Raw genomic sequence first — 17,127 nt, forward strand, 5'->3', positions numbered from 1 at the left:
CGGAACGTGGAAGGAGTGACCGTGCTCGCGCTCGCCCCGGAGACCGTCTCGTCGATCGCCCTGCTGCTGCTGTCGCTCGGCGTCCTCGTCGCCGGCGTGGTGGTCGGGAAATGGCTGTCGACCGCGGCGAACTCGGTGGTTCGCTTCGCCTTCCCGCTGATCGCCGCCGCCACCCTGTCCGCGTTCGGCGTGCTCGTCTACTTCGCCCGGATCAACCGCTAGCCGCAGATGGCGTCGTCCGCACGCCACGCCCTGGCGCGGACCCTCGGCCGGGCGGCCGGTCGCGCCTCGCAGCTCGCCGGCCTCGGCGGTGGGACCACGGTCGGCGGCCGGATCACGCTCGCCCTGGACCCGAACGCGTTGCGGACCGCGGCGGCCGGGCGCGATCTCGCGGTCGTCAGCGGGACCAACGGCAAGACCACGACCCGCACCTTGCTCGTCGCCGCCCTGCGCACCAACGGAACAGTCGTCTCCAACGACGGTGGCGCCAACCTCCCATCCGGGCTGGTGGCGGCGCTCACGGCGGACCGGATCAGCCCGCTCGGTGTGCTGGAGGTCGACGAGCCGTACCTGCCTGCGGTGGTGGCAGCGGTCCGGCCACGGGTCGCCGTCCTGCTCAACCTGACCCGGGACCAACTGGACCGCTACGCGGAGGTCCGCCGGCTGGCCGGCATCTGGCGCAGCGCGGTGCCCGCGGTGCCGGTCGTCGTGGCCAACGCCGATGACCCGCTCGTGGTCTGGGCCGCCGAGGTGGCGCCGGCGGTGCGCTGGGTGGGGGCCGGGCTCGCCTGGCGGCAGGACGCGGTGGCCTGCCCCGCCTGCGGCGACGTGATCAGATCCGACGGGGCCGGCTGGTCGAGCGGCTGCGGCCTGCGCCGTCCGGAACCGGCCTGGGTGCTCACCGCGACCGGCCTGCGGGACCCGGCCGGCGTCGAGCACCCGTTGCGCCTCGCACTGCCCGGAGCGGCGAACCGCGGGAACGCGGCGCTCGCCGCCGCCGCCGCCGCCGAGCTCGGCGTGCCGCCCGCCACGGCGCTGCCGGCGATCGCGGGGGTGGCCGGTGTCGAGGGGCGCTATGTCGAAACGCGGCACGAGGGGCGCCTGGTGCGCCTGCTGCTCGCGAAGAACCCCGCCGGCTGGCAGGAGGCGCTGTCGCACCTCAGGCCGGCGCCGGCCGGGCTGGTCGTCGCGGTCAACGCCCGGGCGGCCGACGGCCGGGACCCGGCGTGGCTCTGGGACGTCCCGTTCGAGGCGCTCGCCGGCCGGCCGGTAATCGCCAGCGGGGAGCGCTCCCGGGACGTCGCCGTCCGGCTGCGCTACGCCGGGGTGGAACATGAGCGCGTCGACGACCTCCGACGCGCTCTCGCCGCCGCGGACGGCACGAGGATCGAGGCGTTGGGGAACTACACGGCGTTCCAGCAGCTGCGACGGGTCGTGCGGGATGCGCGCTGATTCGCAGCTGGCGGTGGCCCTGATCTACCCCACCCTGCTCGGCACCTACGGGGACGGTGGCAACGCCAGCGTGCTGGCCCGGCGGGCCGAGTGGCGCGGCACGCCGGGCCGGGTGGTCACGGTCGACGTCGACGACCCGCTGCCGGCGTCCGCCGACATCTACGTTCTCGGCGGCGGCGAGGACTCCGCGCAGACGATCGCGGTCGCGCGGCTCGCCGCCGATGGGACGCTCGGGCGGACCACCGCGGGGGTGTTCGCGGTCTGCGCCGGATTCCAGATCCTCGGCGAGACCTTCCTCGACGGGAGCGGCGCGGTTCACCCCGGGCTCGGTCTCCTCGACGCCCGCACCGACCGGCTGCCCGGCCCGCGGGCGGTCGGCGAACTGCTCGCCCGCCCACGCCAGGCCGGCCTGCCGATGCTCACCGGGTACGAAAACCATGGGGGTCGGACCACGCTCGGACCGCTGGCCCGACCTCTCGCCCGGGTCGAGCGCGGGATCGGCAACGGCGACGGCGGCGAGGGCGCCACCCAGGACCAGATCGTCGCCACCTACCTGCACGGCCCCGCCCTGGCCCGCAACCCGGCACTGGCCGACCTGATCCTCGCCCGGGTGCTCGGGCCGCTCGCCCCGCTCGACGACACCGAGGAGGATGAGCTGCGCCACGAACGGCTCGGCTTCGTCCGCCACCGGGGCCGCTGGCGCCGGCAGTACCGCCCGCCGGCCCGGGCCTAGCCGGCCGAGCGGCGCTTGGGCGGCGCTTGGCCCGCCGTAGACCGAGCCTTTACCCGAAGACAGGGAGCCTGGCGCAATGACCCCCGACTGGTTGCTGGGCCGTGAGTGGCGCACCCGCGGCTTCCGGCAGGCCGGCTGGCTGCTGCTGCCGCTGCGTGCCTTCCTCGGCGTCACGTTCACCGTGGCCGCGCTGCAGAAACTGGCCAACCCGGCTTTCTTCAACGCGCACGACCCGACCTCGATCCAGGCCCAGACCCGCTCCTTCCAGCACAACAGCCCGATCGGGGGCCTCGTCGGCATCGCCGCACATCACGCGGCGCTGCTCGGTCTGCTGATCGCGGTCGGCGAGCTCGCGGTCGGGCTGGCCACGACGCTCGGCCTGTGGGCCCGGGCCGCGGCGGTCGCCGGGGCGCTGCTCTCGCTGACCTTCTTCCTCACCGTGAGCTGGAACGCGACGCCGTACTACTACGGGGCGGACATCGTCTTCCTGTTCGCCTGGACCCCCTTCATCGTCACCGGTGCGGCCGGGGTGCTCTCGCTAGACACCGTCGTCGCCGCCCGGGCCCGGCGCGAATTCAAGCTGCGCCCGGAGGCCGCGGTGATCGGACTGACCGCGACCCGGGTCCGGGAGATCTGCCCCCGCCAGGAGCACTGCGGCCTCGGCCGGGACGGCAGCTGCAACCGGGTCAGCCGCTGTCCGGTCCTCGGACATCCGGAAACGCTCCGCGCGGACCTCGCGCTGGAGGTGAACCGCCGGACGCTGCTGCGCGGCGGCCAGTTGGCCGCGGTCGTGGCCGGGGCCGGCGTCGTCCTGGGCGGGTTGACCGCTGCCGCCGGCCGCGTGCTCGGCGGCACGCACGGGGGCAGCGCGCTCGGGAACCCGCTGGCGAACCCGCCCGGGTCGACTCCCGCCGCCACCGGATCGGCGCAGCCGTCGAGCCCACCCGCCAGCGGATCGGCTAACGCCCCCGGCACCGCGATCGGCCGGACCAGCCAGGTCCCGGTCGGCCAGGCCGCCTCGTTCACCGACCCGGCGTCCGGGCAACCGGCCTGGATCGTGCATCCGTCCGGGGTGAAGTTCGTCGCGTTCAGCGCGGTCTGCACGCACGGCGGCTGCTCGGTACAGTTCGACCAGCCCAGCCTGCAGTTCCAATGCCCGTGCCACGGGGGTGTTTTCGACGCGCTCACCGGCCAGGTCATCGCCGGTCCCCCGCCGAGCCCGTTGCCGAGCATTCCCGTCCACATCGTGGACGGGAACATCCGTGTCGACTGAGACCAACGGATCCACCCGCCGCCGGCTGGCGACGATGTTGCTCGGGGGGGCGGTCGCTGTCGCCGGTTGCGCGTCCGGGGCGACACCGGCCGCCGCGCACCACGGGGCGGGTCGGCCCAGCGGGTCGGCCAGCCCGGCCTTCGTTCCGACCGACGCGGTGCCGTTCGCCGGCACCCTGCTGATCGCCGACCGCGGCAACAACCGGCTCCTACAGGTGACGGTGGGCAAGCGCGTGCTGTGGGTCTTCCCCTCGCACAGCGCGGCGGCCCCGGCCGGCGGCTTCTACTTCCCCGACGACGCGTTCTTCATCCGGCAGGCGACCGGGCTGATCTCCAACGAGGAGGAGAACAACACGATCGTCGAGCTCGGCTTCCCCTCCGGGCGGGTGCTCTGGAGCTACGGGCACCCCCGGGTGGCCGGCCGCGCGCCCGGCTACCTCAACCAGCCCGACGACGCCTTCCTGCTCGCCGACGGTGACGTGATCGTGGCCGACGCGCTGAACTGCCGGATCCTCTGGATCGACCCGAGCGGCCACCCGGTCCGCCAGGTCGGCAACGGCAGCTGCGTGCACGACCCGCCGACCAGCCTCGGCTACCCGAACGGCGACACGCCGCTGGCCGACGGCGACATCCTGGTCTCCGAGATCATCGGGTCCTGGGTCACCGACCTGACCCCGCAGGGCGCGTTGCGCTGGACCGTGCACCTGCCGATCGCCTACCCGTCGGACCCGCAGCAGATCGGCCCGGACCGCTACCTGATCGCCGACTACGCCAAACCCGGCGCGATCCTGGAGTTCAACCGCGAAGGCCAGATCCTCTGGACCTACCGCCCGGTCGCCGGGCACGGCATGCTCAACCATCCGAGCCTGGCCGAGATGCTGCCCGGCGGCTTCATCGCCGCCAACGACGACTACCGGGACCGGGTCGTCATCATCGATCCCCGCACCATGACGATCGTGTGGCAGTACGGGATCGACGACCATCCCGGTGCCGGCCCGGGCCTGCTGCACACCCCGGACGGGTTCGACCTGCTCGCCCCGGACAACCGGACCGCGCCAACCCACCCGTGGACCGGCTGATCCGGCGCGCGGCCGGGGTCGGCGTGCTGGCCGTGACGGCGACCGCCTGCGCAAGCGCACCCCGGGCGCTGCCCTTGCCGGTCGCGACGCCGGTCCCCGCCGTGACCCGCAGCCCCGCCGCCCCGCCACGACCCACCCCGCCCCGGCTGGGGCCGCCGTTCGCGGTGGGCATCCGCACGGTCACCATCGTCGACCCGACCAGGTCGACGCCCGCCCGCGGCCCGTCCGGCGCCCATCCGGCCCGGACCCTCACGACCACCGTCTGGTACCCGATCGCCGGCACCGTGCCGCTGCGCCGGGCGTTCCCGCTCGTCGTGTTCGCGCACGGCTTCGACGTCACCCCCGACACCTACCGGCTCCTGCTGGCGGACATCGCCGCCGACGGCTACGTCGTCGCGGCCCCGCTGTTCCCGATCAGCGGCGCCGGTCTTCCCGGGCCGGCCCGGGAAGACGACCTGCCGAACCAGCCCGCCGACCTGTCCGTCGTCATCACGGCAATGCTCGACGCCGGCCGGCCCGGCGGGTGGCTCGCCGGCGCGGTCAACCCGGCGCTGATCGGCGTGGTCGGCCACTCGGACGGCGCCGAGACGGTCGCCGCCATGCTCGTCGTGCCCGCGGACCGGGACCGGCGGGTGTCCGCCTACGTCGTGCTGGCCGGCCAGCTGCCGACCTGGGGCACCGTGGCGCCCTTCCCGACGGCGGTGCTGGTCGAGCAGGGCCGGGCCGACACGATCAACCCCCCGTGGCTGTCCCGCTCGCTGTTCGCCGCCCTGCTCCGGCCCAAGGACTACCTCGACGTGCTCTACGGCAGCCACCTCGAACCGGTCGTGGGCAGCAGTGCCGACGCGGTCGCGGTGCGCCAGACCGTGATCGCCTTCCTGGATGCGGCGCTGCGGCCCTCGCCGACCGCCGGGCTGGCGCTGCGCCGGTGGGGAGACGACCCGGGGGTCACCCTGCTCACCGAGCTCCCCGCCACGGGCTAGTCCCGATCGGTCTCGAACCGGTAGCCGTAGCCGCGCAGCGTGGTGATCAGGTCCGGACTCTCGCCATGGTCGGCGAGCCGCCGGCGCAGCATGCCGACGTGCATGTCCAGGGTCTTGGTCGACCGGTACCAGTTCTCGTCCCAGACCCGGGCCATCAGCTGCTCCCGGGTGACCGCGCGACCGGCCTCGGACAGCAGGGCCTCGAGCAGCGCGAACTCCTTCGGCCGTAGCTCGACCGGCTCCCCACCGATGGTGCAGCGGCGGGCGGCCAAGTCGAGCACCACCGGGCCCACCCGCAGCGCGGCGGGCGCCGGTTCGCCCGGGTCGGCCCCGGTCTCCGCCGGATCGGAGAGGACCGCCTGCCGGCGCAGGTGCGCGCGCAACCGGGCCAACAGCTCACTGAACCGGAACGGTTTGACGATGTAGTCGTCCGCCCCAGCCTCCAGACCGACGACGACGTCGACCTCGGCGTCGCGCGCGGTGAGGATGACGATGACCGTCCCGGGCACCCGGGCCCGCAACTCCCGGCAGAGGGCGACCCCGTCGACGTCGGGGAGGCCCAGGTCGAGCAGCACCAGATCCGGGATGCTCTCGTCGAGCGCGCTCCGCGCCTCGGCGCCGGAGGTCGCCGACGCCACCAGGTAGCCGTGCGCGGCGAGCCCGCGCAGCAGCGGCTCGGCGATGCCCCGATCGTCCTCGACGAGGAGCACCCGCACCGGCGAGCCGGCGTTCATCGGTGGACCGCCGTGGCGGCGGGATCGACCGGCGCGACGGCGCCGTGGGCCGGGAACACGATGGTGAACACCGGCCGCGGCCCGGCGGTGGTCAGCTCGAGCCGGCCGCCGTCGGCTTCGACCAGCGAGCGCGCGAGGGCGAGCCCGATCCCGTGCCCGCGGACGCTCTGGCTGCGCCGGGAGAAGGCCGCGTCCGGATCCCCCACCACCCCGGGCCCTTCGTCGCGTACCTCGATCGCGACGGCGTGACCGGTGCTGCGGGCGGCCACCGTGATCTCGCCGGCGCCGTGGTGCAGGGCGTTGTCGACCAGTACGTCCAGCACGTGGGCCAGCCCGGCGGCCGAGCCGCGCGTCTCGGGCAGCGGGCCGCTCAGCTCGACGGTGAGACGCCGGCCGGCCCGGCGGGCCGGCTGCTCCCACCGGCCGCGCAGGTCGTCGAGCAGCCCGGCCAGGTCGACCGGTACCTGCGGGCGCTCGACGTCACGGGTCAGGGACAGCAGCTGGTCGACGGTGGAGGAGAGCCGGTCCAGCTGCGCGAGGGCCTGCCCGATCACCGGCCGGAGCTCGGAGCCGGGATCCAGCGGCAGGGTCTCCAGGTTGAGCCGCAACGCGGTCAGCGGGGTCCGCAGCTGATGCGAGGCGTTGCTGCTGAACGCGCGTTCCGCATCGAGCAGGGCGCCGAGCCGGCCGGCCGTCGCGTCCAGGGACTGCCCGGCGGCGTCGATCTCGCGGACCCCAGTGTGCTCGGTGCGCACGGTGAAGTCGCCCTCGCCGAGCAGTTGGGCGTTGCGGGAGAGGTTCTCCAACGGCCGGCTGAGCCGCCGGGCGAGCAGGAACGCGGTGCCGCCGGCCAGGAGCAGGATGGCGGCAGCCAGCGCGGCCATCAGCAGCCAGCTGGCCCGCTCGTCCTCCCGCACGTCCCCGGCGCCAACCGCCACCCGGACCGCGCCGGAGCTCGGCTGGTCCGACCGGAGCGACACCGCGACGACGAGCTGGCCGGCCTCCGTCCCGACCTGCTCGCGCCCGGTGGTGGTCGCCGTGGCGGCCAGCGCCGAGCCGGGGGGGCCGGCGCCGGAGATCCGGCGGCCCGCGACGTCGTAGACGCCGATGATCATCGACCGGTCGTCGACGTCCCGGGCAATGGGCAGCGGGGCCGGGATACTTAGCTGGTGCGAGGTCACCAGCGTTTCGTCCGGCACCACCGCGAGCACCCGGCTGGCCTCCCGCTCGAGACCCAGGACCACCCGGTCGTGCTCGATCCGGTTCAGGGCGACGCCCAGCGGAACGCCGAATCCGACAACGGCCGCACCGGTGATGGCCAGCGTCGCGATGAGGATCCGGGAGCGCAGGGAACGCCCAGCGGTCGGGGGCCGGGGTGCGCTCACCCCCCGATGGTAGGAAGCGACCGGGGAGAACGCCCAGCGTTGACCCTCCGTTGGCGCGCGGCTGGGAGTCGGTGGAACCGGCTCTGTCTAGCGTCGTGGCATGCCGGCCGGGACTGACCTCGACGCCGTCGGGGTTGAGGGGAACGCCCGGCTGACCGGGGCCACCGGCGCGCTGCTCCTCCTGCTGCTGTTCGCGGAAGGGGTGACCATCCTGGCGATCCGGCAGCTGATCGGCGTCCATATCTTCGTCGGGCTGCTCCTCGTGCCCCCGGTCCTGCTCAAGACCGGGTCGACCGGTTACCGGTTCCTCCGCTACTACCGGGGGCACAGGCCCTATGTGCGCAAGGGCCCGCCCAGTCTGGTCATGCGGGTCACCGGCCCGCTCGTCGTCGTGTCCACCGTGCTCGTGCTGGCCAGCGGGATCGCGCTGCTGGCCGTCACGCCCGGGGCGCCCGGGCGGCTGGTCGCCGCGCACAAGGTGTCCTTCGCCCTGTGGTTCGCGGTCATGACCGTGCACGTTCTCGGCCACCTCGCCGAAACCGGCCGGCTGGCGGCCCGGGACTGGCGCCGCGGGGGCGACCGGCCCGGGCGGGCGCTGCGCCGCCTCCTCGTCGCGGGCTCGCTGGCCGCCGGCGTCGGTTTGGCGGCCGCCGTGTTCCCGGCCGCCTCGCCGTGGACCAGCGGGCAGTTCCGGCACTCCGTCCACGACCAGGGTCGCTGATGTCGGTCGAGACCGTGCCGGCCCGCACCCAGGCCCGCCGCCCACGATGGTGGCGTCGGCACCGGATCCTCAGCGGGCTGCTCGGCGTCGGCCTCGTCCTGACCCTGGTCGCCGCCCCCTCGCTGATCCCGGCGCTCACCCGCCCGGGGACGGACAGCCTGGCCGCGCGGGTCGCCGAGTGGGCCCGAACGCACGGGTTCTCCTCGATCATCGACTTCGCCGAGCGGATCCGCTACGACCTGAACCCGCCCCAGGTCGGCGGGACCCCGCGCAACGGGCTGCCCAGCCTGCTGGCGATCCCGGTGGCCCCCGCGCGGACCCGGGACCCCCGGGCCCTGCCGCTGCCCGCGCCGATCCCGCCGCTCGCCACACCCGCCCTGCCCGGCGAGGGCAGCTGGCACGTCGTGGCCGGGGTGGCCGCCCTCCCGGCCATGGCAGTGGCCTTCGTCCGGCCGGACACGGTGCACACCAGCTACGTCAGCGGCCTCGTCTGGATGGACCCCAAGCTGCTGGTCTTCGCGCTGCATCCGGGGCTGGAGGACCCGCCGCCCGGCCAGTGGGGCCAGCCCGACACGCTGCCGCCCGGGCAGCGCCACGGTCTGCTCGCCGCCTTCAACTCCGGGTTCCGGCTCTACGCGTCCCAGGGCGGCTATTACGCCTACGGGCACGCCTACGGCGCGCTCCGGACCGGGGCCGCGTCGATCGTCATCTACCGCAACGGCACGGCGACCGTGGGCCAGTGGGGACGCGACGTCACGATGGGCGCCGACGTCGTGGCCGTCCGGCAGAACCTCGACCTGATCGTCGACGGCGGCCGGCCGGTGCCGGGCCTGGATCAGAACGTCCAACAGCGCTGGGGGGCCACCCTCGGCAACAAGTTCTACGTCTACCGGACCGGGATCGGGGTCACCGCGGACGGGGCGCTGGTCTACGCCGCCGGGAACAGCCTTTCGGTATCCACCCTGGCCCAGCTGTTCGTGCGGGCCGGATGCGTGCGGGCGATGGAGCTCGACATCAACCCGGCCTGGGCGAGTTTCGTCCTCTACGACGGTGCGGGCGACCCGGCGAGCCCCAGCCCGCGTAATCTCCTGCCTGACATGCAGGAACCGCCGAACCGCTACTACCAGCCGGTGAGCCGGGACTTCTTCTCGGTCTACAGCGGCGCCTGACGACGTTGGCCAACGACACGATCGCCGAGCCCACCGACCTGACCGTGGATCCCGCCACCCCGCGGTCCGCCGGACCGCTCGTGCTGCTCGCGGCCACCCGGCCACGCCAGTGGCTGAAGAACGTCCTGGTGCTCGCCGCGCCGTTCGCGGCCGGCCGTTGGCTGCAGCCGCACGTCGCGATCGGCGCCGCCGTCGCCTTCGCGGCGATGACGCTCACCGCCGCCGGCGCCTACCTGATCAACGACGTGCGCGACGTCGAGCCGGACCGCCGGCACCCCCGCAAGCGGCTGCGCCCGGTGGCCTCCGGCCGGCTGTCCATCCGGCGGGCCACGGTCGCGGGCGGCGTGCTCCTCGTCGCCGGCCCGACACTGGCCGGGACCGTCAATGGCTGGCAGCTCGTCCTCGTCGTGGCGGCCTACGCGGCGCTCACCCTCGGCTACAGCCGCTCGCTGAAGAACGTCCCGGGGCTCGAGCTCGCGGCGGTCGCGGCCGGGTTCGTGCTGCGGCCGCTGGCCGGCGCGGCGGCCACCGGGGTGCCCCCCTCGGGGTGGTTCCTCGGGGTGGTCTGCGCCGGGGCCCTGATGGTCACGCTCGGCAAGCGCTCCGCGGAGCTCAGCCTGCCGCGGGCCCGGCTGCACCGACCGGCGCTGCGGGGCTACACCGCCGCCGGCCTGCGCCGGGCCCGGCAGGCCGCCGCCGCGGTCATGCTCGGCTGCTACCTCGGCTGGGCGCTGACCCGGCCGTCGGCGATCGCCGTCTCCGCGGGCCTGTCCGCGGTCGCGGTCACCGGCGCGGTCCTGCGCTACGGCTGGTGCAGCGACCGCGGGCTCGGCGGGGAACCGGAGCGGCTGCTCCTCGCCGACCGGCTGCTCCAGGTCTGCGCCGTCGCCTGGCTGGTGGCGTTCCTCGTCGGCCCCGGGCATGTCTAGCCGTCCGCAGGAGTTCACCGGCTGGGGCCGAACCACGCGAAGCCGAGCGCTACTCGTGCACGCGGACAGCGAGGGTGTCGTAAGGCGGATGATGCACCGCCCCATGGCGCACGGTCTCATCGCGCGCGGCCTCGGCCGCAGCTACGGCGACGCCGCCGCGAACGCCGACGGGATCGTGCTCGCGCCGGTGGCGCCCGACGCCGGGGTGGAGCTCGATCCGGCCCGCGGGGTGGTCACCGCCACCGCCGGGACCAGCCTGGGGCGGCTGGTCCGGTACACCCTCCCGCGCGGGTTCACCCTGCCGGTGCTGCCCGGGACGGCTCAGGTGACGCTGGGGGGCGCGATCGCCGCCGATGTGCACGGGAAGAACCACGTCGGGGCCGGTAGCTTCGGCCGCTGGGTCGAGGGGCTCGACCTGGTGGACGGCGCCGGAGCCGCGCGGCGGCTGGGCCCGGGTGAGGACCCGGAGCTGTTCTGGGCCACCGTCGGCGGGATGGGCCTGACCGGGATCGTGACCCGGGCCACGATCCGGCTGCTGCCGGTCGCGACCAGCCGGATGCGGGTCGTCACCCGCCGGGTCGACGACTTCGACGAGCTGCTCGCCCGGATGGCCACCGAACCGGGCCCGGCGTACCGGGTGGCGTGGGTCGACTGCCTGGCGCCGACCGGCTACCGCGCGGCACTCGAGGAGGCCGACCACGCCGGCATCGACGACCTCCCCGCGGCCGAGCGCCGGGACCCGCTGGGGGTGCGTACCCGGCGCGTGCTGCCCGCGCCGCCGGTCCCGATCAGCCCGCTCGGCCCGCGGAGCATCCGGCTCTTCAACGCGCTGCGCTACGCCCGCACCGGGGGGATCCAGCTTCGAGCGGCCGACGCGTTCTTCCACCCGCTGGACGCGGTGTCCGGGTGGAACCGGCTCTACGGCCGGGGCGGATTGCTCCAGTACCAGTACGCGGTCCCGGACAGCGCCGCCGACCTGCTCCGGGCGTCGATCGACCGGCTCCGGGCGGCCGGAACCCCGCCGCTGCTCGCGGTCCTCAAACGGATGGGCGCCGCCACCCCCGGCCCGCTCTCCTTCCCGATCGCCGGCTGGTCGCTCGCCCTCGACCTGTCCCCGGCCGGTGGCCGGCCCGACCGGATCCTCGACGAGCTCGACCGCGAGGTGGTGGCGGCCGGCGGGCGGATCTACCTGGCGAAGGACAGCCGGACCGGGCCGGAGACGCTCTCCGCCATGTACCCGCGGATCCCCGAATGGCGGCGGGCGCGCGCCTGCCTGGACCCGGACGGCCGGTTCCGTTCGGATCTCGGCCGGCGGACCGGGTTGTGTTGAGGGCAGCGGCGCCGGCCGTCCGACGGGTGCTCCTGCTCGGCGGAACCAGTGAGATCGGCCTGGCGATCGTCGCGGCCCTCGGCCTGCCGGCGACCGCGGAGGTGGTGCTCGCCGGCCGGGATGCCGGCCGGCTGGCCGCGGTGGCGGGCGGCCTGCCCTGCGTGACCCGGGTCGAAGGGTTCGATGCCGGCGATCCCACCGATCGGCGGCAGGTCGTCGAGCGGGCCTTCGCCGCCGGGCCGGTCGACCTCGTCATCCCCGCCTTCGGCGTGCTCGGCGACCAGCTCCTCGCCGAGCGGGACCCGGCACATGCCGAGCACATCCTCGAGGTCGACCTGCTGGCCCAGGCCACGGTCCTGCTCGCCGCCGCCGCCCGGCTTCGCGAGCAGGGGCACGGGACGATCGTCGTGCTCTCGTCGGTGGCGATGGTCCGCCCGCGGCGGGCGAACTTCGTCTACGGCGCCGGCAAGGCGGGCCTCGACGCGCTGGCCCGGGGGCTCGCCGACAGCCTGCACGGATCCGGTGTCCGGGTCCTCATCGTCCGGCCCGGGTTCGTCACCGGGCGGATGACGGCCGGGATGCGTCCCGCGCCGCTTTCCTGCCGCCCCGAAGACGTCGGGCGCGCGGTGGCCGCGGCGCTGCGCAGCGGCCGGGCGACGGTCTGGGTCCCCCCGGCGCTGCGCCTGCTCGCGGTCGCGCTGCGGCTCGTCCCGCGACCGCTATGGCGACGGATCCGCCGCTGAGCGCTCGACCGCGCCGAAGGAGTCGAGCGGGCCGTCGAGGCCATCGGCGTCACCCACGACGACGCTGACCAACCGGTCCGGCAGCAACCGGGTCGCGGCCGCCTCGTTCACCGCGTCCAGGCCGACCGCCGCCACGTCGGAGCGCACCCGGTCGAAGTAGTCGTCGGGCAGCTGGTGGATGACCAGGTCGCCGAGCGCACCGGCGACCGCGTGCGGCTGCGCGAAGCTCACCGGGAAGACCCCCACCCGGTAGTTGCGCGCGATCTCGAGCTCCGCGGCGGTGATGCCGCCGGCGGCGGTGCGCTGGAGCTCGGCGATGGCCTCGCCGAGCGCCGCCGCGGTGACCTCGCGCTGCACCGCGGCCCGCAGCGCGAAGATGCCGCCGTGCCGACGGAGCTCGAACCCACCGAACATCCCGTAGGTGTAGCCCTTCTCCTCGCGGAGCCGGTAGTTGATCCGGGAGCCGAACATCCCGGCGAAAGCCAGCGCCATGGTGGACATCGCCACGTAGTCCGGGGTGGTGCGCGGGGGCGCCGGGTGGCCGAGCACCAGCATGGACTGCACCGAGCCGGGCCGGTCGACGACTACGACCCGGCGGCCCCCGTCCCGGGCCGACGCCGGGTCGGGCACCACGGCACCGGCCGGCGCCGCCGCGGTCCAGCCGGCGAACATCCGCTCGGCCAGCGCCGACGGGTCCAGGCCGGAGAGGTCCCCGGCGACGACCAACGTCGACCGTTCCGGCCGCACCCGGGCGGCGTGGAAATCGACGACGTCGGAGCGGCTGACGGCGGCGACGGTCTGCGGCTCGCCGCCATCCCGCCGGGCGTAGCGGGACTCCGGGGCCCACAGCGCGGCCGCGAACGCGGCTCCGGCGCGCGGGCCGGGCTGGCTCCACTCGACGGCCAGCTCGTCGACCCGCTCGGCGCCCACGCGGGCGTAGGCCTCCGCCCCGAACGCCGGCTCGCGGACCGCCTCCCCGAGCAGGTCCACCGCAGCCGGCAACTCGTCCGCCGGCACGTCGAAACCGACCCGCATCGAGTCGTAGTCGGCGTCCGCCGACCACGACGCGCCGAGCCGCTCGGCCGCGACCGCGAACGCGAACGCATCCCGGCGGGTCGTGCCCTCCGCGAGCATCCGGGCGGTGAGCAGCGCCACGCCCTCCCGGCCGGGCGGCTCGGTGACCGCCCCCGCGTCGACGACGAGCAGCGCGGTGGCCATCGGGCGCCCCGGCATGTGCGCGGCGATCAGCGTGCCGCCACCGGCGACGGCGACCCGCTCGAAGCGCGGGAAGTGGTAGGGCCGGGCCGGGCCGCTGGTGGGGGGCCCGGTCACGGCGCGTCCGGGACGAAGACGAGAACCGCCCGGTTGTCCGGGCGCAGCCGCTCGGCCGCGACCCGCACGACGTCGGCCACCTCGACCTCGGCATATCTCGGCAGGACGTCGTTCGCCAGCGCCGGATCCCCGAACAGTGTGGCGTACTGGCTGAACGCGTCGGCCCGGCCGTCCAGCCCGCTCACCTGGCCGAGCCAGTCGGCGGACACCACCGCCCGGGCGCGGGCCAGCTCGTCCTCGTCGACCTGCCCGGCGGCGACCTCGGCGAGCACCTGTTCGTAGGCCGCCTCGAGCGCCGCCGGTTCGACCCCTTCGCGGGCCACCAGGTCCGCCACCGCCACCGAGGCGCCGCCGACGAACGGCAGCGTGTCCATCAGGTTGCCCTCGCCCGGCTGCGCGATCTCCCGCTCGACGACCAGACGCCGGTAGAGCCGCGCCCCCCGGCCGGCGCCCAGCACCGCGGCGAGGAGCACGGTCGCGTCGTACTCCGCGGAGCCGAACGGCGCGATCCGGTAGCCGATGAACACCCGGGGAACGGGGACCGGCTCGCGCACCGTCTCCCGATGCTCGGTCCCGATCAACGGCTCCAGCGAAGCCCCCGGCACTCCCGGGACCGGGTCGACGCGGCGCGGTATGCGGCGGAACTGCCGGCCGACCGTCTCGAGCGCCTCCGCGGCGTCGACGTCACCGACGATCGTCAGCACCGCGTTGTCCGGCCGGTAATGCGCGGCGTAGAACGCCGCCACGTCCTCGAGCGAGGCGGCGTCGAGGTCGTCCATCGAGCCGATCGTCGAATGGTGGTAGGGATGCCCGGGCGGGTAGACCAGGGCGTGCATCCGCTCCATCCAGGTTCCGTACGGCTGGTTCTCGTAGCGCTGGCGCCGTTCGTTCTTCACCACGGCCCGCTGGTTGTCCAGCGTCTCCTGGGTCAGGGCCAGCTGCCACATCCGGTCCGCCTCGAGCCAGCAGAGCAGCTCGAGGTGGTTGCTCGGGACGGTGTTGAAGTAGTTGGTGCGGTCGCACCAGGTCGTGGCGTTGAGCGTTCCGCCGGCTTCGTTGACGTAGCGGAAATGCTCGCCCTTGCCCACCTGCGCCGACCCTTCGAACATCAGGTGCTCGAACAGGTGGGCCAGGCCGGTGCGGCCGGGCTGCTCGTGCCGGGAGCCGACGTCGTACCAGATGTTCATCGCCACCACCGGCGCGGTCGGATCCGGGCTGACGACGACCCGCAACCCGTTGTCGAGGGTCGACTCGGTGAGTTCGTAGACCGGGGCGCTGACGGGCATCGGGCCAGCATATGGAGCGGGCGGACCGGCCCGTGGTCAGGCCGCTGGGCACCGAGTGTGCAATTTCCGACACGGGCCCACGCTTGGACGCCGGCGAGAGGCGTCGGAAATTGCACACTCGCGGCTGGTCACGCCGTATCGAGGGGTTCCTGGCGGGGGTTAGGCTCCGACGCCATGGGGTCACGGGTGCGCGCTGCGGTGCTGCGGACCGCCGGCGATCCGTTGCGCGTCGAGGAGGTCAACCTGCCCGAGCCGGGACCCGGTCGGGTCCGGGTGCGGATCGCCGCCGCCGGCGTCTGCCACTCCGACCTGTCCCTGGCCGACGGCACGCTCACCCAGCCGATGCCGGCCGTGCTCGGGCACGAGGCGGCGGGACGGGTCCGCGCGGTCGGCGCGGGGGTCACGTCGGTGGCGGTCGGCGACCCGGTCGTACTCAACTGGTCGCCGTCGTGCGGCGAGTGCTGGTTCTGCGGTCACGGCGAGCCGCACCTGTGCGTGCACGGCGCCGACGCCGCGGCGGAGCCCTACGCCGAGCTCGCCGACGGCACCCCCGTGTACGCCGGGCTGGGCACCGGGGCGTTCGCCGAGGAGACCGTCGTCCCCGAGCGGGCGGTCGTCCCGCTGCCACCCGGGGTGTCGCTCGAGGCCGGCGCGCTGCTCGGCTGCGCCGTGCTCACCGGGGTCGGCGCGGTGACCGCCACGACGCGGGTGGCCCCCGGGGAGTCGGTGGTCGTCCTCGGGCTGGGCGGCGTCGGGCTGGCCGCGGTCCAGGGCGCCCGGCTGGCCGGCGCGGACCCGGTCATCGCGGTCGACGTGTCGGAGGGGAAGCGACCGCTCGCCGAGGCCTGCGGCGCGACGAGCTTCGTCTGCGGGACGGCCCAGGAGGTCGCGGTCGCGGTGCGCGCCGCGACCGGTGGGCGCGGCGCCGACCACGCGGTCGAATGCGTGGGCCGGGCCACGACGATCCGCCAGGCGTGGTCGCTGACCCGGCGCGGTGGCCAGGTCACCGTGGTCGGCGTGGGGGGCAAGGACGACCCGGTGACGTTCAGCGCGCTCGAGCTGTTCTGGTCCGCCCGCACCCTCCGCGGCTGCGTGTACGGCTCGTCCGCGCCGGCCGAGGACATCCCCCGGCTCGGCTCGTTGATCGCGACCGGCTCGCTCGACGTGCTCGGGCTGGTCACCCACCGGATCGACCTCGCCGGGATCGGTCTGGCTTTCGCCCGGATGCGCGCCGGTGAGGGCGGCCGCAGCCTGGTCGTCTTCGAATCCGATTGACCGTCGCTCCGCTCGGAAAGGATGCCGCCATGGCTTCGCTCACCGTCACCAGCAACTTGTTCAGCGAGGGGTCGACGATCCCGCGCTCCGCGGCGCACGGCTACGCCGGCGGTGACAACATCAGCCCCGATCTGGCCTGGACCGGGGTCCCGGAGGGGACGGCGAGCCTCGCCCTCGCCTGCCACGACCCGGACGCCCCCACCACGGTCGGCTTCACGCACTGGCTGCTGTTCGACCTAGACCCCGAAGCGTTCCTCGAGGGGGGAGCCGGGGCGGCCGGAAAGAACCCACCCGGCAGCGTCCTGGGTTTCACCGACTGGGGGGCCAGCGAGTACGGCGGCATGGCGCCGCCGGCCGGTGACCCGGCGCACCACTACCGGTTCACCGTCTACGCCCTGGACGTGGCGAAGCTGGACGGCGCCGGCCCGACCACCACCTACGCGCTGTTCCGCTTCCTCATCCGCGGGCACGTGCTCGCGGAGGGGACGCTCACCGGCCTGTTCCAGGCCTAGCCGTGGCCTAGCCGGGCCCAGGTGGCCTTCACCGGGTGGACCCGGGAGCCTCCCCGTTGCCTCACGTCAATAGGTCCGGCAAGCTCGGGTCGTTGCGTCATCCGGAAAGGTCCGCCTGACACGCGGGGGTGACGGGGGGCTTGTGGGCGGGTTGTCCCTTGGCGGTGGCCAGGGTCAGGAGCTCGTCGGCGA

The 17,127-nt window shown here is 74.8% G+C and carries 17 protein-coding genes; 13 read left to right on the top strand and 4 right to left on the bottom strand.

Features of this window, described 5'->3' with window-relative positions:
- Nucleotides 1-15: 15 nt before the first annotated feature.
- The 6 genes from VNG13_03665 (at nt 16) to VNG13_03690 (ending at nt 5,519) form a co-directional block, all read left to right on the top strand.
- Nucleotides 16-222: a hypothetical protein gene (locus VNG13_03665; protein ID HVA59621.1), complete on the top strand. Its 207-nt coding sequence runs from the start codon at nt 16-18 to the stop codon at nt 220-222.
- A 6-nt stretch (nt 223-228) separates the two neighbouring features.
- A complete protein-coding gene (locus VNG13_03670) occupies nt 229-1,452 on the top strand; it encodes a MurT ligase domain-containing protein (protein ID HVA59622.1) in 1,224 nt (407 codons plus the stop codon).
- A complete protein-coding gene (locus VNG13_03675; protein ID HVA59623.1) occupies nt 1,442-2,185 on the top strand; it encodes a glutamine amidotransferase in 744 nt (247 codons plus the stop codon). Before VNG13_03670 ends, VNG13_03675 begins: the two co-directional genes overlap by 11 nt.
- Before the next feature lie 76 nt (nt 2,186-2,261).
- Entirely contained in the window at nt 2,262-3,458 is a 1,197-nt protein-coding gene (locus VNG13_03680; protein HVA59624.1) for a Rieske 2Fe-2S domain-containing protein, read from the top strand.
- Complete coding sequence (locus VNG13_03685) at nt 3,448-4,536, top strand: hypothetical protein (GenBank protein HVA59625.1); 1,089 nt, start codon at nt 3,448-3,450, stop codon at nt 4,534-4,536. The genes VNG13_03680 and VNG13_03685 overlap by 11 nt, the downstream gene beginning before the upstream one ends.
- Complete coding sequence (locus tag VNG13_03690) at nt 4,524-5,519, top strand: hypothetical protein (GenBank protein HVA59626.1); 996 nt, start codon at nt 4,524-4,526, stop codon at nt 5,517-5,519. The genes VNG13_03685 and VNG13_03690 overlap by 13 nt, the downstream gene beginning before the upstream one ends.
- Here VNG13_03690 and VNG13_03695 read toward each other — a convergent pair.
- Together VNG13_03695 and VNG13_03700 are read right to left on the bottom strand one after the other, a co-directional pair.
- Nucleotides 5,516-6,253: a response regulator transcription factor gene (locus VNG13_03695; protein HVA59627.1), complete on the bottom strand. Its 738-nt coding sequence runs from the start codon at nt 6,251-6,253 to the stop codon at nt 5,516-5,518. The genes VNG13_03690 and VNG13_03695 overlap by 4 nt on opposite strands.
- Nucleotides 6,250-7,638 (bottom strand): HAMP domain-containing sensor histidine kinase, encoded by a 1,389-nt coding sequence (locus tag VNG13_03700; GenBank protein HVA59628.1) that lies wholly within the window; start codon nt 7,636-7,638, stop codon nt 6,250-6,252. Before VNG13_03700 ends, VNG13_03695 begins: the two co-directional genes overlap by 4 nt.
- A 100-nt stretch (nt 7,639-7,738) precedes the next feature.
- Here VNG13_03700 and VNG13_03705 point away from each other — a divergent pair, with 100 nt between their 5' ends.
- From VNG13_03705 to VNG13_03725, 5 genes are read left to right on the top strand one after another with little or no spacing between them, the layout of a single operon-like run.
- Complete coding sequence (locus VNG13_03705; GenBank protein HVA59629.1) at nt 7,739-8,359, top strand: hypothetical protein; 621 nt, start codon at nt 7,739-7,741, stop codon at nt 8,357-8,359.
- Nucleotides 8,359-9,528, top strand: a complete 1,170-nt coding sequence (locus tag VNG13_03710) for a phosphodiester glycosidase family protein (protein ID HVA59630.1) — start codon at nt 8,359-8,361, stop codon at nt 9,526-9,528. The genes VNG13_03705 and VNG13_03710 overlap by 1 nt, the downstream gene beginning before the upstream one ends.
- A gap of 5 nt (nt 9,529-9,533) precedes the next feature.
- Nucleotides 9,534-10,457 (top strand): decaprenyl-phosphate phosphoribosyltransferase, encoded by a 924-nt coding sequence (locus VNG13_03715; protein HVA59631.1) that lies wholly within the window; start codon nt 9,534-9,536, stop codon nt 10,455-10,457.
- Nucleotides 10,450-11,787, top strand: coding sequence for an FAD-binding oxidoreductase (locus VNG13_03720; protein HVA59632.1), 1,338 nt, complete (start codon nt 10,450-10,452; stop codon nt 11,785-11,787). The genes VNG13_03715 and VNG13_03720 overlap by 8 nt, the downstream gene beginning before the upstream one ends.
- Nucleotides 11,781-12,530: an SDR family NAD(P)-dependent oxidoreductase gene (locus VNG13_03725; GenBank protein HVA59633.1), complete on the top strand. Its 750-nt coding sequence runs from the start codon at nt 11,781-11,783 to the stop codon at nt 12,528-12,530. The genes VNG13_03720 and VNG13_03725 overlap by 7 nt, the downstream gene beginning before the upstream one ends.
- On the opposite strand, the gene VNG13_03730 is transcribed toward VNG13_03725, so the two are convergent.
- Together VNG13_03730 and VNG13_03735 are read right to left on the bottom strand one after the other, a co-directional pair.
- Entirely contained in the window at nt 12,507-13,862 is a 1,356-nt protein-coding gene (locus VNG13_03730) for a pitrilysin family protein (GenBank protein HVA59634.1), read from the bottom strand. The genes VNG13_03725 and VNG13_03730 overlap by 24 nt on opposite strands.
- Nucleotides 13,859-15,148: a pitrilysin family protein gene (locus VNG13_03735; GenBank protein HVA59635.1), complete on the bottom strand. Its 1,290-nt coding sequence runs from the start codon at nt 15,146-15,148 to the stop codon at nt 13,859-13,861. The genes VNG13_03730 and VNG13_03735 overlap by 4 nt, the downstream gene beginning before the upstream one ends.
- A 186-nt stretch (nt 15,149-15,334) precedes the next feature.
- Between VNG13_03735 and VNG13_03740 the strand changes: the two genes are divergently transcribed.
- Nucleotides 15,335-16,423 (top strand): alcohol dehydrogenase catalytic domain-containing protein, encoded by a 1,089-nt coding sequence (locus tag VNG13_03740; protein HVA59636.1) that lies wholly within the window; start codon nt 15,335-15,337, stop codon nt 16,421-16,423.
- Between the two features lie 29 nt (nt 16,424-16,452).
- Nucleotides 16,453-16,935: a YbhB/YbcL family Raf kinase inhibitor-like protein gene (locus tag VNG13_03745; GenBank protein HVA59637.1), complete on the top strand. Its 483-nt coding sequence runs from the start codon at nt 16,453-16,455 to the stop codon at nt 16,933-16,935.
- Nucleotides 16,936-17,127: the final 192 nt, after the last annotated feature.

The sequence above is a fragment of the Mycobacteriales bacterium genome (genome assembly GCA_035533475.1).
Lineage (GTDB): Bacteria > Actinomycetota > Actinomycetes > DATLTS01 > DATLTS01 > DATLTS01.